This window comes from Micromonospora sp. NPDC048909, from assembly GCF_040649635.1.
In the GTDB taxonomy this organism is placed as follows: Bacteria; Actinomycetota; Actinomycetes; order Mycobacteriales; family Micromonosporaceae; genus Micromonospora.
This window is the reverse complement of record NZ_JBEZFU010000011.1, coordinates 133,002-148,642: the sequence shown is the minus strand read 5'-3', so window position 1 is coordinate 148,642 and position 15,641 is coordinate 133,002. Positions and strand designations below refer to the sequence as shown.

Here is a 15,641-nt window from a genome sequence, read left to right as displayed (position 1 = left end):
GGCGGCACCGGGACGACCGCCTACCGTCGGGTCAGGAACGGTGAAGCGGGAACGGGGACATGGCTGACGAGCACGGGGGACAACCGGGTCGTGCGCGCCGGCGGCGGCAGCGCCCGTCCGGGCCGGATCCCGCCCTGCGCGCCGCCCGCGACCCCAGCCACCCCGAACCCACCGGTCGCCGGGTAACCATCCCCGAGCGGGTGCCGAGCCCGGTGTCGCCGGCGCCGCCGCCCGGACCGCTGCGCCGGTGGCTCTTCCAGCACCAGGTGTCGGCGGTCGGCCCGGAGGCCGTGGAGGGGCAGACCCCGTCGCACCCCTGGTGGCAGGTGATGTGCCTGACCGGCGTCGACTACTTCTCGACCCTCTCCTACCTGCCCGCCATCGCGGCCGTGGCCGCCGGCGCGCTCTCCCCGGTGGCGACCCTGCTGATCGTCGCGTTGACCCTCGGCGGGATGCTGCCGATGTACCGGCGGGTGGCCCGGGAGAGCCCGCACGGGCAGGGGTCGGTGGCGATGCTGGAGCGGCTGCTGCCGTTCTGGCGGGGCAAGCTCTTCGTGCTGATCCTGCTCGGTTTCGTGGCCACCTCGTGGATCATCACGATCACGCTCTCCTCGGCGGACGCCACCGTGCACCTGCTGGAGAACCCGTACCTGCCGGAGGGGCTGAACAACCAGGGGAGCGCGGTCGCGGTGACCGTGGTGTTGCTGCTGATCCTCGGCGGGGTGTTCCTGCTCGGGTTCCGTGAGGCGGTCGCGGTGGCCATCCCGCTGGTCGCCGTCTTCCTGGTGTTGAACGCGGTGATCGTCGCGGTCGCGGTGGGCCGGATCGCGGACGACCCGGCGCTGCTGTCGAACTGGACCGAGGCGCTCACCAGGTTCAGCGGCCCGACCGACCTCACCGTGACGGCGGTGCTGGCCTTCCCGCTGCTGGTGCTGGGGCTTTCCGGGTTCGAGACCGGGGTGAGCATGATGCCGCTGGTCTCCGCGAGCGGCCCGGACAAGGAGGCCAGACTCACCGCCCGGATCCGCAACACGCGCAGGCTGCTCACCACCGCCGCGTTGATCATGTCGGTGTACCTGCTGCTGAGCACCTTCGTCACGACCGTGCTCATCCCCGCCGAGGAGTTCCAGCCCGGCGGCGCGGCCAACGGGCGCGCGCTGGCCTTCCTCGCGCACACCGAACTCGGCGAGGGGTTCGGCACCGTCTACGACCTCAGCAGTGTGCTGATCCTCTGGTTCGCCGGCGCCTCCGCGATGGCCGGCCTGATCAACATCGTCCCCCGCTACCTCCCGTCGTACGGCATGGCGCCGGAGTGGGGGCGGGCGGTGCGCCCGGTCGTGCTGGTCTACACCCTGGTCAGCCTCGTGATCACGCTCGCGTTCCGGGCCGACGTCAACGCGCAGGCCGGCGCGTACGCCACCGGGATCCTGGCGATGATGGTCTCCGGCGCGATCGCGGTGACCATCTCGGCGGGCCGCCACCACCACCGGGCCGCCGCCACCGGGTTCACCGTGCTCACCCTGGTGCTGCTGTACGCGCTGGGCGACAACATCATCGAGCACCCGGACGGCATCACCATCTCCGGCCTGTTCATCCTCGGCATCATCGTCGTCTCGCTGGTCTCCCGGGTGTCCCGGACCACCGAGCTGCGGGCGGAGCGGATCGAGTTCGACGAGCCCGCCCGCCGGTTCATCGCCGAGTCTCTGGCGCACGACGGCCGGCTGCACCTGATCGCCAACAAGCGCGACAGCGGCGCGGTCAAGGAGTACACCGTTAAGGAGCGGGCCCAGCGCGGGATGAACCCGGTCCCCGGCGCGGCGGACGTGCTCTTCCTGGAGGTCGACGTGATCGACCCGTCGGGGTTCAGCCACGTGCTGCGGGTGCACGGGGTGGAGGTCGGCGGCTTCCGGGTGCTGCGCGCCAGCAGCCCGGCGGTCCCGAACGCCATCGCGGCCATCCTGCTGGCGCTGCGCAACGTCACCGGCGTGCGCCCGCACTGTCACTTCGAGTGGTCCGAGGGCAGCCCCATCGCGCATCTGCTGCGCTACCTGATCCTCGGTCGGGGCGACACCCCACCGGTGGTCCGCGAGATCATCCGGCGCAGCGAGCCCGACCCGACCCGCCGCCCCGGCATCCACGTCGGCGGCTGATCGCGGGGCCCCGCACCCGTCGCCCGCCCACGTTCCCGTCGCGCTGCCCGCCGTCCGCGCGGCGGCCCACGTGTCCGCGTAGCGGCGATGGGGAAGACGAATCGCACGACTATTCACGTTCACGGCTTACTGTCCGTATTGCGCCCCTATCGTGACTTTTGGTGGTCGACGACCCGTCGCCCACCCCGCGCCCGGATCGGCGCGGTCCTGGCACGGGGTAGGAGAGGCAGGAGACGATGTCGACGTACCGAGGAGGCCGACGGGCAGGACCCAGGCGACGATCCCGGTGGTTCCTGGCTGGTGGACTGTTGGCGGGCAGCCTGGTCGTCGGCGCGGCGGGCGCGACCGGCGTGGCCGCGACCGCCGCCGACCGCCAGTTGCCCTTCCTGGACCTCAGCCGGCCGGCAAGCGTGCAGCAGGGTGACGACGCGGGCCACGAGCAGCGCGACGGCGCCGAGGCGGCGGGCCGCGAGCCGGCCGGCGACGGCGCCGGCCGTCCGGACGGCCGAAACGGGGACGGCCGGGACGGCCGCATGGGGGACGGCCGGGACGGGGACGGCCGGCAGCCGAGCGCCGACGGCCCGGGGACCGGACGGCACGAGGTGGTCTCGGTGCCCTGCGACTCGGCCAAGCTGGTGGCGGCGCTGGTGCGGGCCAACGCCGAGGGCGGCGGGGCACTGCGACTCGCGCCGAAGTGCAGGTACACGCTGACCCAGGCGTTCCACCAGGCCGACGAGTACGACGGCGGGATCCGCGACGCCCGCGAGGCGGCCGACGCCGCCGAGACCCCGGGCGACGCCGAGGCACCGCCGCACAAGCCGGAGGACGACAAGGCGGGCCTGCCGGTGATCTACCACGCGATCACCATCGACGGTGCGGGCGCCACCATCGCCCGGCACGTGCACGCCGAGGACTTCCGCTTCTTCACCGTCCGCGACGGCGGCGAGCTGACCCTGCGCGACGTCACGCTGCACAACGGGCGCTCGGCCATCGAGGGTGGCGCCCTCCACGTCGTGCACGGCGCGACGGCCGTCGTCGAGCACACCACCGTCACCCAGAGCACCTCGCTGTCCAAGGAGGGCGGCGGAGGCGGCATCTTCAACGACGGCAACATGGTGGTCAGCGACAGTACCTTCGTCGGCAACAGCGCGGCCGGCGCCGCGGGCAAGGGCGGCGGCCTGCTCAACGGCGGCGTGCTGACGCTGCGCAACTCGCAGTTCCACCACAACAGCGCCAACGCGTACGGCGGCGGGCTCGGCAACTACCGTGGCGCGGCCGAGGTCGAGACCAGCACCTTCGCGCAGAACAGCGCGACCCAGGGCGGCGGTCTGGCCAGCTTCTCGGCCCGGACCAAGGTCTACGACACGAAGGTGCTCGGCAACACCGCCCAGATCGGCGGCGGGCTCGCCAACTCCGACGCGGTGCTCGTGCTGCGCAAGATGACGATCCGGGACAACACCTCGACGGTCAACGGCGGCGGCATCTCCACCGTGAAGGGTCTGCTCCCGCTGGACGACAGCGTGGTGGCCGGGAACACCACGCACGGCGCCGGCGGCGGCATCTACGCCGACAAGTCGAACCTGCTCGTGCGGGGCAGCGACGTGACCGGCAACGACGCGGCCGGCGCCGCGTCGAAGGGCGGCGGCATCCACGCCACCGCCGGCCAGGTCTCCGTCTACACCAGCAAGATCGTGCACAACAGCTCCACGCTGGCGCCGGGCGGCATCTTCGCCCAGCACGCCCGGGCCCGGATCGACGACGAGAGCGTCATCGTCGAGAACGAGTCCACCAACTGCGCGGGCAACACGCCCCCGATCGCGCACTGCTTCCGCTGACGCGGTACGCGTCCCGGCCGACCCGCCGGCGGTGATCTCCCCGGATCGCCGCCGGCGGGTCGGTTCCGTCGGGTCAGCCGAGGGCGCGCAGCCGCCCGGCGAGGTCGCTGGCGAAGAAGTCGAGGAAGCCGTCCGGGTCGGGGCCGGCGTTCTGCAGCACGACGTGGTCGAAGCCGGCCGCGACGTAGCTGCGGACCTTGGCCACGTGCGGCTCCGGATCCGGACCGACCGAGAAGAGCTGCCGGATGTGCTTCTCCTCCACGTGGGAGCTGGCCGCGTCGAAGTTCACCGGATTGGGCAGCTCGCTCATCACCTTCCAGCCGGTGACCAGCCAGCGGCTGGTCTGCAGGACCGCCTGGACCGCCTGCCGCTCGTCGGTGGCCCACGCGATCGGCGCCTCGGCGTAGCGTGGGCCCTGCCCGCCGGCGGCCCGGTACCGCTCGACGATCGCGGGCTCCGGCTCGGTGGCGAAGAGCCCGTCGCCGAGTTCCGCCGCCAGGGTCGCCGACTCGTGCCCGCTGGCCGCGACCGCGATCACCGGCAGCGTCTCCGGCAGGTCGAAGACCCGGGCGTCCTCCAGTTGCAGGTGCCGGCCCTCGTACGACTGGTAGCCGCCCTGCCAGAGCAGTCGGATGATCTCCAGCGCCTCGCGCAGCCGCTCGTGCCGACCCCGGACACTGGGAAAACCCTGTCCCACCACGTGCTCGTTGAGGCGTTCACCCGCGCCGATGCCGAGGGTGAACCGCCCGTCGGAGATCAGCGCCATGGTCGCCGCGGCCTGCGCGATGATCGCCGGGTGGTAGCGGACGGTGGGGCAGGTGACCCCGGTGGCCAGGCCGAGCGTGCTGGTCTGCGCCGCGATCGAGCCGAGCAGGCTCCAGGTGAACGCGGAGTGCCCCTGCGTCTCGAGCCAGGGATGGTAGTGGTCACTCATCTCCACGAAGTCGAAGCCGGCCTGCTCCGCGCGGACGGCCTGCCGGATGATCTCCTTCGGCCCGAAGCCCTCCGTGGCCAGCTTGTAGCCGATCTGCATGCGCTGACTCCCTCTCCCGTACCGACGCCGGCGCAGCAGCCCTTCCCGGCACTCACCCCGACAAACGCCGCCCGCCCGACGAGCCCAGCCTCCTAGGACGCCCGCGGGCTGTGACCCCGGAGGCCCGGTCGTCGGTCGGGTGATCCGAGCGAGGCGGCCGATCGGGGGGACACGGATCGGCCCGCGCCCCGGGGGTTGGGCGCGGGCCGACGCGGGATGGTCCTACTTGGAGGGCTGGGGGAGCTCGCAGTCGATCTTCGGGTTGGCGCCGATGTAGTTCAGCGGACCGGCGACGATGGTGACCAGGATGGTGCCGGCCTCCGCGCAGTTGGTGTCGTCGCCGCTGTAGTAGCCGCGCTGACCGGCGGCGATGGCACCGATGATCAGCCAGATCACGACGATGACTCCGAGTATCGAGGTGCCGCGCATGGGTTGCCTCCTGAGGTGTGGTGGGTTCGAGGTGCAGGCGATGTACCCAATCGCGTCGAACGGCTAACGGCGACCACGATCGACTACCCCGGATCGGCCGTCCGGATGGCCACCTTCGATCCGGTGGTACGGAGAGGATCGTCCGGGCGTACCGGGTCGCGCCCGTCGACTATCGGATCGAGGACCGACCTGGCCACCGGCGGCCGTTGCGGACGTAGAACTGGCCTCACGGCACCCGCCGAGGAGGATTCATGGACGTCCGGACACCGCAGCTCTACATCGACGGTCCCGCGGACCTGGCCGCGGCGGCCCGCGCGCTGGCCGGTGGCGCGGTCGTCGCGGCGGCCTTCGCGAACTTCTACGTCATCGTCACCCGCCCCGACGCGGACACCGTGCGGAAGGTCAACCTGGCCAAGGGCCGGCCGGTGGACCAGGTAGGCAGCATCACCGCCCCGGCAAACCGGATCCCGGACATGTTCGACTGGTCCCGGATCTCCCCCCGACTGCCCGAGCGGCGGGTACGACAGCTGATGGACGCCCTCTACGGCGCCGGTCCGTTCGGCTTCCGGGGCCCGGCCGCCGACCGGCTGCCCGACCACCTCACCCAGCACGACCGGGGCATCCGCACCACCCAGGTGATCGCACCCGGAGCGGCCTGCCCGTCGAACGCGTTCTTCGAGCGGGCGGTGGCCGAAACGGGGGTGGACCACCTCTACATCACCTCGGCGAACCGGTCCCGGCACCTGACCGGGGCGGCCGAGGAGCCGGCGCACTGGAAGGTGGGCCCGCTCGCCGCCGACTTCACCCACCTGCCCGACCTGGTCGTGCTCGCCCACCGCGACGAGGCGGCCGCCCGTGCCGCGTACCCGGCCTACCTGCCGACCTCGGTGACGCTGCTCTCGTTCCACCTGCCGGAGGGGGAGTGGGAGGAGCCGCCGGTGCTCATCGTGGACCGGCACGGCTCGCTGCACGTCGACGAGGTGCGCCGCGCCGCCGCGCCGCTCGGGCTCCAGGTGCGTCTGGGCGCCGGCGCCCGCGAGCGGCTGCGCGTGCGGGGGTACGCCGGGGCGCTGGTGTGAGCGGTTACCGGATCGGCCTGGTGGTACCCAGCTCGAACACCACCATGGAGACCGAGATCCCGGCGATGCTGCGCCGGCGCGAGGCGGTCGATCCCGGCGTCACCTTCACCACCCACGCCAGCCGGGTACGGCTGCACCAGGTGACGGCGACGGAGCTGGCCCGGATGAACCGGACCAGCGGCCGCTGCGCCGAGGAGCTGGCCGACGCCCGGTGTGACGTGCTCGCGTACGCCTGCCTGGTGGCGGTGATGGCGGACGGCGCCGGGGCGCATGACCGGGCCGAGCGGCGGCTGGCCCGGGCGGCCGGCCGGGCCGGGCACCCGATGCCCGTGGTGACCAGCGCCGGCGCGCTGGTGGCCGGGCTGCGAGCGTTGGGCGCGCGGCGGATAGCCATGATCGCGCCCTACCTGCCGCCGCTGACCGCCACCGTCGTCGGCTACCTCGCCGGGTACGGAATCGAGGTGACCCGGGCGGTGAGCCTCGCCGAGCCGGACAACGTGGCGGTGGGCCGGATCCCGGCGCAGCGGCTGGTGGCCCTGGCCGACGGGCTCGACCTGACCGACGTGGACGCGATCGTGCTCTCCGCCTGCGTCCAGATGCCGTCGCTGGCGGCGGTGCCACAGGTGGAGGCGCGCCTCGGTCGGCCGGTGCTGACCGCGGCCACCGCCACGGTGCACCAGCTGCTCACCGGCCTCGGGCTCGCGCCGTACGTGCCGGACGCCGGACGGTTGCTGGCCGGCCCGCGCTGACTGTTGCGGTCTCCCGCAAAAGAGTGCGCGTGCCGCTCGCGGGCGTGCGGTCAGTGCGGCGGTGCGGGCGCCTCGGGCGGGCGGCCCCAGCTGCGCCTCGCGTCGGCGACCGCCACTCCGGCCAGCACCAGCATGGCCCCGAGCGCGGTGAACACCGGTCGCAGGAACATCACAGCCGGGGAGATGGTGAGCAGGGCCAGCAGCCCGCCGGGGCGGGAGACCGAGACCCGGCTGAACACCTCGTACTCGAACGCGGCCCGGCCGATCAGGAAGAGCGCCGGGCCACCGAGGATGACCGCCACCCAGGCCGGCGGCGTACGCCCGGTCGACTCGTGCAGAATCAGGTCGAAGCCGGCGGCCGTGGTGACCACCCCGGCGACCATCACCAGGTGGGTGAAGGGAGCGGTGTTCAGGAACGCGCTGGGCGCCCGGGAGGTGGCGATGGCCTTCGGCAGCAGCTCGCCGGACTTGTGCACGTAGATCCGCCAGAGCAGCAGGGTGGTGGCGAAGGCGACCGCGAACGAGGCGATGTTCTCCAACTCGGAGTGCGCCAGGCTGAACATGGTGCCGATGGTGAGGATGGCGTCGCCCAGCGCGATGATGAAGAACTGCTGGTAGCGCTCGGAGAGGTGTTCGGCGGTGACGTTGCGCTGCGCGGTGGGCACCACGCCGAGCCCGGGCACCGGGTAGGCGAGCCGGAAACCGGTGTAGTCGATGGCGAGCGCGAGCGCCCACCAGGCCACCCGGGCGCCGCCGGAGACGTAGGCGCCGATGATCCAGGGCACCGCCGAGACGGCGAACCAGATGAAGATCCGGGCGGCCCGGCGTTGGGTCTGCGGCTCGTGCCGCACCGTGGGCATCAGGAAGAGCCCCCGGCCGAGGTGGATCGCCACGTAGGTGCCGGCGAAGACGAGGCCGCGCGCGCCGAAGGCCTCCGGGATCGCGGTGGTCATCAGCAGCGCGCCGATCATCACCGCCATGATCAGCAGCTTGATCTCGGTGCGTTCCGGGTTGTACATGTCGGTGACCAGGGTGGTGATGGCCCAGGTCCACCAGAGGGCGGCGAGCAGGATGAGCGCCTGCGCGGCCTTGTACCAGTCGAGTCCCTCGACCAGGCCGCGGGAGATGAGCGCGAGCGCGACCACGTAGACCAGGTCGAAGAAGAGTTCGAGCAGGGTCACCCGGCGGGGGGCGTCCGGGTCGCGGATCGGCGCGCGGTGCCGCTGCGGGGCCGGTTCCGGCGTGGCGGTCGGCACGGGTTGCTCCCGGGTACCAGGTCGGCTCGGCGGGCCTTGGGCCTCTTTACCGACCGACGGTAGCGAGAGCGGCAGTGAGCCGTGCCGGATATGCCGGTTTGCCGATGATGCGGCGGGGCGCCGGACGGATGGGCCACGCCCGGTGGCCCGGGTCGTCGCGCGGGCGTCGACGGCGCGGCCGACTCCGTGCCGCCGTCGCGGGCGCGCCGCGGTGGCGGCACGGAGTCGTGCCGGGTCAGGCCTGGTCCGGACCGCCCGCCGTCGGCAGCGCCGCGACCACCTCGTCCGGGGCGCCGGCGAGCACCTTGGCCTGCTGCGGCCAGGTGGCCAGACCGGGCGCGGCCCGCAGACCGGCACCGCGGATGAGTTCGCGCAGGCCGGCCTCGTCCAGCTCGGCCAGCTGCCGGTAGGTCCGCACCCCGGCTTCCTGCAACGCCGCGGCCATCTTCGGCCCGACGCCCTGGATCCGGCGGAAGTCGTCGACCTCCACGGCAGCCGCCGCGACCGGGCGTACCGGCGGGGTGGCGACCGCCGGCCGCGGTGCCGGTGCGACCGGCTCCGGGTTGCCGACGGCTTCGTCCGTGCCGTCGGCGGGCTCCGCCCCGGCCACGACCGGCGCGGCCGCCGGACTGGCCGAGACCGGAGTGTCGGCGGCGACCGGCTCCTCGACCGGGGTGGCCGGTGTCGAAATGTCGGCGGCAGCCGGCTCGTCCACCTCGGTGGTCGCGGCGACCGGCTCGGCCGGCTCCCCGGCGGGCGCGGACCGCGTCGCGCCGGTGGGCTCGGTCGCCGGCTCGTCGGAGGCGGTCGGCTCGTCCGGGATGGTGCGCTCGGCCACCGGGACCGGCCGCGGCGCGATCACCGGGGCCGGCTCCGGGTCACCGGTGAGGGCCATGTCGGCCGGGTCGACGTCGGACGGCGGGCCGTCGTGCGCCGAGCTCACCACGGCGGGCTCGGTGACGGTGTCCACCGGAGCCGGCGGGTCGGCGACCGCGTTCGGCGCCGGATCGACCGTCGCCGGCGCCTGCCCCGGGTCGCTGACGGCCGTCGGCGCCGGCGTCGCCAGCACGGCGGTACCGGCCACCGGGTCACCGTCCGTGATGGACGAACCGCGCGTCCGTGCGTCCTGCCGGCCGCGCAGCAGCCAGCCGGCCGCCAGGCCCAGCAGCAGGGCCAGTACCACTATCAAGAAGTGCCCGAAGGACCACGCCACGGCAGACCTCCCTCTCACCTCGTCGGAAAAGTCATGAGAAAAACCCGCCGCAGCTTCGCATATGCGCGACCGGTTCGACAGGCAGGATCCACCTTGTGCCGCCCAGGTGGGACGGGAGGTACCGGCGGTGCGCGACAAGCGACGGAGGGTGGCGACGGCACGCCGGCGAGCGGACACGCCGACGACCCCGGCGCCCGTCGGGCGCCGGGGTCGGACGGCTACGGTCAGTCCTCCTCGCCCCGGTAGGTGTAGAAGTCATCGACGAACTTGCGCCGCAGCGGCGGTACCCGGCTGGTGACGCCGAAGTAGCCGCGTGCGCCGAGCAGTGCGAGCCGGCCGACGACCGGCTTGTACATCCGGTCGTCGCCGTTGGTGCCGCTGCGGTTCAGCGAGTCCGCGACCCGGGCGAAGCCGTAGGGCACCATCACCGCCTCGTAGTCGGCGACGGCCTGGAGCAGGGTCTTGTCGCCGGCCGCGGCGAGCCGGACCTGCCGGCAGAGCAGAGCGGCGTCGCGCAGCGCCGTGTTCGCGCCCACCCCGCGACCCGGCGTCATGGTGTGGATGGCGTCGCCGAGCAGGGTGACCGTGCTGCTCTTCCAGGGCGGCACCGGCTCGGAGGTGCTGACCCGGATCGGCAGCGCGCTGGCCGGGTCGCTGCGGGCCAGCAGCTCGCGCAGGTGCGGATGCCAGTTGGTGGTGAGTTCCAGTGCGAGTTGCACCAGCTCCTCGCCCCGGCGCTGCATCACGTCGGGCGGAAACCGGCGGGCGGTGCTCCAGATGATCAGGTTGATGTTGTCGCGGGTGGGGTCGTGGGCCAGCCCGGGCCACCGGTCGATCAGAGCGGCATCGGCCTCGCCGACCCCCGGCTTGAGCCGACCGTCACCGTCCCACTTGAACTCCATCACGTGCAGCACGCCCATCATCCCGCCGACACCGAAGATCAGCGAGATGCCGCGTTGGAGCCGCTCCGGCAGGAGCGCGCGGGTCTGCGCGGTGAGCGGGATCCGGGTGGCGATGTTGATCGTGCCCGCGTCCCGGGTGACCGCGTGCGGCAGGTACTGACGGCGGACCGCCGAGTGCGTGCCGTCGGCGGCTACCAGCAGGTCGCCGGTCGTGCTGCTGCCGTCGGCGAAGTATGCGGTGACCGTGCCGTCGTCGTGCTGCTCGTAACGGGTGAAGGTCTTGCCGAAGTGGACCACGTCCTCCATGCCGGTGAGCAGGACCTGGCGCAGGGTCATCCGGGCCACCGAGCGCTCGGTGTCGACCGGGTGGGTGTCCGGCCGCAGCTCGAACGACGCGGTCTGCCGCATCCGCTGGGTGATGACGTTGAACCAGCGGGGCGAGCGGGCGCAGGTGGCGAGATAGACGTCGAAGAGCTCCGGCGGCAGGCACTCGCGCAGCGCCCGGCTGCCGGTCGGGCCGATGCCGACCCGGTAACCGAGCAACCCGTCGGCGCGGGTGTCGTACCGCTCGTAGACGGCGACGCTGATCCCGGCCCGGCGCAGTCCGTGCGCCAGGCACATCCCGCCGGTGCCGGCGCCGATGACGATGACGTGCGGGGGTCTGGCGGACATGGCGTTCCCTCAGCCCGCGGCGCGGGGCGCGGGCAGGGGCAGAGCGTCCCAGCGGTAGAAGCAGCCGGCGATCGCGTCCCGCGGTGAGCGCCAGGTCGGCAGGTAGGGCGAGGTGTGCGCGGAGAGCCGCTCGTTGACCTGCTGGTAGAGCGGATGGTTGCGCGCCTCGGCCAGCGCCTCCGGGTCGATCTCGGCGGTCTCCATCAGATGGATGCACACGTCGTGCAGGCAGTAGAGCGACCGGTGGGTCACCCCGGTCAGGCCGGGCAGCTCGGTCGAGTCGGACTCGGCGAAGATCTGGGCCACGCGGCCCTCCGCGCCAGGGACGATCCTGCTGACGATCAGTAGACGGCTCATCGGACCCCTTCCGCCGGTGGCACCCCTGAAGGACCACGGGACTGCTGTGCCGCCCACCGTGCCCGCCCGCCTGTCACCTCCCCGTCACGCGTTGCGTCGCGACGGTGACGCCGGTCGAGCCGGGCCGGTCGGGGCGCGGCCGGGATGCCCGGGGGAGCGGCGCGGGGTGCCGGCGCTGTCCCGGCTGGCCCGCCGGATCGGAGCGAGCGTCTCGTCGAGCAGCGCGCACATCGCCGGGGAGGGCTCCAGCCGCAGCTCGCGCAGGAGCAGGTCGCGGTAGACGTAGAAGGCGTGCACCGCCTCGAAGGCGTTGCCCTCGGCCAGATGGATGCGGACCACCAACCGGTGCGGTGTCTCGCGCAGCGGCTCGGCGGCCATCGCCTCCAGCGCGGCCTCCAGCGCCTCGCCGTGCCGGCCCGCCGCCAGGTGCTGCCCGGCCACCCGTTCCAGCATGTGCAGACGCAGTTGGCGCAGCCGCTCCCGGTCCAGCAGGACCCAGTCGTCGTACCAGCCGGGAAGCAGGTCGTGCCGGCCGGCGGCGAGCGCGCCGGCCGCCGTCCGCGGATCGTCGCCGTCGCGTACCCGGGCGGCCGTGCCGACCAGTTCGTCCACGTCGAGCCAGACCGCTGGGTCGAGCCGGACGGTGTCGGTGCTGACCGCGAGGGGGCAGCACGGGTCCTGCCGCAGCCGCCAGAGGGCGGTACGCAGTGACGACAGCGCCCGCTCCTCCGGCGCCTCGGGCCAGAGCAGCCCGGCCAGTTGGCTGCGGGTGGCACCGGGGCGCAGCCCGATCAGCGCGATCACCCGTTGCAGCCCGCGGGGCACCTCGACCGGGGCCTCGCCGTGCAGCAACTGGAAGCCGCCGAGCAGGCGCAGTGACACCTCGGTGCCGGGTCGACGCCCGGACGTCGGCATGGACGGATCAGCGGCCACGCAGCACCCCCTGTGGAACGCTTGTCCCGACTGTCGGCTGTGTCCCCGGCGCGGCTGTTGGCGACGTCGACGTCGCCGTCGTCGCTACGCCGAAGGCGCGGCGCCGCGCCCGGGCCGCCGGGCTGACCGTGATGAAGATTATCAATAGCGGTCACTCTGGGTCAACGCAGTGGCATCCCCGATGACGACTGCCAGGCAACCATGAGAACGCCTCTGAACTGCTAATATTTGCCGACGGGACGATCTGCCGGTCAGCTGACGCATAGCCCGCGCACAGCTTGCGTCAACGCAGCGTCACCAATGAGCGTCGTCGGTGGATCCTCCGTGGTGACGCCGCCGTGACGAGCAGCGCCGCATCGTGGCGGGCAGTCGTCCGGCTCGTGCGGCACCGTCTCTCGGCGCCGCACGCCGTGGGGGGAGGCCCGTCCATGGACCGATCGCTCATCGTCGCGAAGGTGGTCCCGAGCGCCGAGGCTCGGGTCGCCGAGATCTTCGCCGACTCCGACGCCACCGAGCTGCCGCAGCTGGCCGGGGTCCGGCACCGGTCGCTGTACCGGCTGCACGACCTGTACGTGCACCTGCTGGAGACCGAGCTGCCGGGGGAGGGAGCGGTGGAGGCCGCGCGCAGTCACCCGGAGTTCGAGCGGATCAGTGCCCGACTGCGGCCGTACATCTCGCCGTACTCGCCGGACTGGCGCTCGCCGCGCGACGCCATGGCCCGCTGCTTCTACCGCTTCGACGCCTCCGCGCCGGTCGGGCGGCGGTCGTGACCGCCACCGCGCCGCGCGAGGAGCAGCTCTGGTCCCGCTGCGCCGGCTGCGCCACCCTGCTGTACCGCAAGCGACTGCGGCGCAACCTGGACGTCTGCCCCGAGTGCGGGGTGCACGCCCGGCTCGGGGCGCCCGACCGGGTACGGCAGCTGGTCGACCCGGGATCGTTCCAACCGCTGCCCGACCGGCTCGCCGACCTGGACCCGATCGACTTCGTCGACGTGCTGCCGTATCCGCACCGGCTCACCGCGGCCCGGGCCGGCACCGGTTTGACCGAGGCGGTGCTCTGCGGCACCGCGGCCATGGGCGGGCACCCGGCGGTGCTCGCGGTGATGGACTTCCGCTTCCTCGGCGGCAGCCTGGGCTGCGCGGTCGGCGAGCTGATCACCCGGGCCGCCGAGCGCGCCCTGGACGACCGGGTGCCGCTGGTCCTGGTCACCGCCTCCGGCGGCGCGCGGATGCAGGAGGGCGCGCTGTCGCTGATGCAGATGGCCACGGTCAGTCAGGCCATCGCCGCGCTGCGCGAGGCGGGACTGCTCACCGTCAGCGTCCTCACCGATCCCACGTACGGCGGGGTCGCCGCCTCGTTCGCCACCAACACCGACGTGGTGGTGGCCGAGAGCGGTGCCCGGATGGGCTTCGCCGGCCCCCGGGTGATCCGCCAGGTCACCGGCCGGGCCCTGCCGGAGGGCTTCCAGACCGCGGACTTCCTGCTCCGGCACGGCCAGGTCGACATGGTGGTGCCCCGGCGCTCCCTGCGCGGGCGGCTGGTCGCCCTGCTGGCGGCGGCCCAGGGCGGACGGCGACCGGTGGTTCGCCCCGCGGTGCCCCGCCAGCACCCGGCGCCGCCGGCCGCCGTCCGCCCAGTGGCGCCGGGCCCGATCGACGGCCCGACCAGCGAGCCCGGCTCGACCGACGCCGATCCGTGGACGACGGTACGCCTGGCCCGGCACCCGGGTCGACCGACCACTCTGGACTACCTGGAGAACGCCTTCGACGGCTTCGTCGAGCTGCACGGCGACCGGCTCGGCGGCGACTGCCCGGCCGTGGTCGGCGGCGTGGCTCGCCTCGACGGCCGGTCGGTCATGGTGATCGGCCACCAGAAGGGGCACACCACCGCCGAGCTGGTCGCCCGCAACTTCGGCATGGCCAGCCCGGCCGGGCACCGCAAGGCGCTGCGGTTGGCGCGGTTGGCCGCCCGTCTCGGCCTGCCGGTGATCACCCTGGTGGACACCCCGGGCGCCGACCCCGGCGTCGGCGCCGAGGAGCAGGGGCAGGCGGCGGCCATCGCGGAGAACATCCTCGCCCTCACCGTGCTCCCCACCCCGGTCCTCGCGGTGATCACCGGTGAGGGGGGCAGTGGCGGGGCGCTGGCCCTGGCGGTGGCCGACCGGGTGCTGATGCTCGAGCACGCGGTCTACTCGGTGATCAGCCCGGAGGGCTGCGCGGCGATCCTCTGGCCGGACCGCTCGGCGGCCCCCCAGGCGGCCCGCGCGCTGCGGCTGACCGCGCCGGACCTGCACCGCCTCGGTGTGGTGGACGACATCGTGCCGGAGCCGCCGGGTGCCGCCCACGCCGAGCCGGAGGCGGTGGCGCGGACGCTGCGGAACGCGGTGCTCGGTGCGCTGCTGCCGTTGCTCGACGTGCCCGCGGCGACCCTGGTGCGCCGCCGTCGTCAGCGCTTCCGGCGCTTCGGCGCGGCCCGCGCCGGCATCCGGGCGGGTGCCCGGTGAACGCCGGAGCGGCCCGGCCCGCAACGGCGCCGGCGGCACCGGAGCGTGCCGGCGACGCGCCCGAGGGGACGGACGCGGTGCTGGCCGGACTGCGCCGGCACGCCCAGCGCCTGGTGGCCGAGCTGGCCGGCCCGGTCCGGCGGGTGCGGCTGCGCAGCGGCGAGACCGTGCTGGAGGTGGAGTGGCACGGTAGTGCCGCCCCGAGCGGTGCCACCGCCGGGGAAGCACCGCCGGAGTCCCGGCCCGCCCCCGCGGCCGGCGCCGACGGCCCGGAGTCGGAGACCCGCCCGGTGGTCCGGTCACCGATCGTCGGCACGTTCTACCGCGCACCGGAGCCGGGGGCCGCGCCGTTCGTGGCCGTCGGCGACGTGCTCCGGCCGGGCCAGGTGGTCGGGATCGTCGAGGCGATGAAGCTGATGAACGAGGTCACCACCGACCGGAGCGGCCGGGTGGCCGCAGTGCTGGCCGATGACGGCCAGCCCGTGGAGTACGACCAGCCGCTGGTCGCGCTGGAACCGGCCTGAGGTGGT

General features: G+C 73.6%; 14 protein-coding genes. 7 read left to right on the top strand and 7 right to left on the bottom strand.

The features are described from left to right. The first annotated feature begins 59 nt into the window (after positions 1–59). Positions 60–2,150, top strand: coding sequence for an amino acid transporter (locus AB0C04_RS26040; protein ID WP_357059120.1), 2,091 nt, complete (start codon positions 60–62; stop codon positions 2,148–2,150). Positions 2,151–2,386: 236 nt separating this feature from the next. Next, the gene (locus tag AB0C04_RS26035; RefSeq protein WP_357059117.1) at positions 2,387–3,985 is read left to right on the top strand and encodes a hypothetical protein; all 1,599 of its coding nucleotides are present in this window, start codon (positions 2,387–2,389) and stop codon (positions 3,983–3,985) included. 73 nt (positions 3,986–4,058) lie between these two features. Here the strand turns inward: AB0C04_RS26035 and AB0C04_RS26030 are convergent, their stop codons facing one another. Both AB0C04_RS26030 and AB0C04_RS26025 read right to left on the bottom strand, forming a co-directional pair. Beyond that, positions 4,059–5,018, bottom strand: coding sequence for a TIGR03557 family F420-dependent LLM class oxidoreductase (locus tag AB0C04_RS26030; RefSeq protein ID WP_357059114.1), 960 nt, complete (start codon positions 5,016–5,018; stop codon positions 4,059–4,061). Positions 5,019–5,240: 222 nt separating this feature from the next. After that, a complete protein-coding gene (locus tag AB0C04_RS26025) occupies positions 5,241–5,447 on the bottom strand; it encodes a hypothetical protein (RefSeq protein ID WP_350876335.1) in 207 nt (68 codons plus the stop codon). 251 nt (positions 5,448–5,698) lie between these two features. On the opposite strand from AB0C04_RS26025, the gene AB0C04_RS26020 reads away from it, so the two are divergent. Continuing rightward, positions 5,699–6,526 (top strand): hypothetical protein, encoded by an 828-nt coding sequence (locus AB0C04_RS26020; protein ID WP_357059110.1) that lies wholly within the window; start codon positions 5,699–5,701, stop codon positions 6,524–6,526. Further along, positions 6,523–7,275: an Asp/Glu racemase gene (locus tag AB0C04_RS26015; RefSeq protein ID WP_350876332.1), complete on the top strand. Its 753-nt coding sequence runs from the start codon at positions 6,523–6,525 to the stop codon at positions 7,273–7,275. The genes AB0C04_RS26020 and AB0C04_RS26015 overlap by 4 nt, the downstream gene beginning before the upstream one ends. Before the next feature lie 50 nt (positions 7,276–7,325). On the opposite strand, the gene AB0C04_RS26010 is transcribed toward AB0C04_RS26015, so the two are convergent. The 5 genes from AB0C04_RS26010 to AB0C04_RS25990 form a co-directional block, all read right to left on the bottom strand. After that, entirely contained in the window at positions 7,326–8,531 is a 1,206-nt protein-coding gene (locus AB0C04_RS26010) for a low temperature requirement protein A (protein WP_357059107.1), read from the bottom strand. A gap of 235 nt (positions 8,532–8,766) precedes the next feature. Further along, positions 8,767–9,744, bottom strand: coding sequence for a hypothetical protein (locus tag AB0C04_RS26005; RefSeq protein WP_357059104.1), 978 nt, complete (start codon positions 9,742–9,744; stop codon positions 8,767–8,769). 224 nt (positions 9,745–9,968) lie between these two features. Next, complete coding sequence (locus tag AB0C04_RS26000) at positions 9,969–11,318, bottom strand: NAD(P)/FAD-dependent oxidoreductase (RefSeq protein WP_357059101.1); 1,350 nt, start codon at positions 11,316–11,318, stop codon at positions 9,969–9,971. Between the two features lie 9 nt (positions 11,319–11,327). Beyond that, the gene (locus tag AB0C04_RS25995) at positions 11,328–11,675 is read right to left on the bottom strand and encodes a TcmI family type II polyketide cyclase (RefSeq protein WP_357059098.1); all 348 of its coding nucleotides are present in this window, start codon (positions 11,673–11,675) and stop codon (positions 11,328–11,330) included. 84 nt (positions 11,676–11,759) lie between these two features. Beyond that, entirely contained in the window at positions 11,760–12,608 is an 849-nt protein-coding gene (locus AB0C04_RS25990) for a BTAD domain-containing putative transcriptional regulator (RefSeq protein WP_357059095.1), read from the bottom strand. 428 nt (positions 12,609–13,036) lie between these two features. On the opposite strand from AB0C04_RS25990, the gene AB0C04_RS25985 reads away from it, so the two are divergent. From AB0C04_RS25985 to accB, 3 genes are all read left to right on the top strand, one after another. Further along, complete coding sequence (locus AB0C04_RS25985; protein WP_357059092.1) at positions 13,037–13,378, top strand: TcmI family type II polyketide cyclase; 342 nt, start codon at positions 13,037–13,039, stop codon at positions 13,376–13,378. Further along, a complete protein-coding gene (locus tag AB0C04_RS25980) occupies positions 13,375–15,111 on the top strand; it encodes an acetyl-CoA carboxylase carboxyltransferase subunit alpha (protein ID WP_357059089.1) in 1,737 nt (578 codons plus the stop codon). The genes AB0C04_RS25985 and AB0C04_RS25980 overlap by 4 nt, the downstream gene beginning before the upstream one ends. A 77-nt stretch (positions 15,112–15,188) precedes the next feature. Continuing rightward, on the top strand, positions 15,189–15,635 hold the full coding sequence (accB, locus tag AB0C04_RS25975; protein WP_357059344.1) for an acetyl-CoA carboxylase biotin carboxyl carrier protein: 447 nt from the start codon (positions 15,189–15,191) through the stop codon (positions 15,633–15,635). The last annotated feature ends 6 nt before the right edge of the window (positions 15,636–15,641 follow it).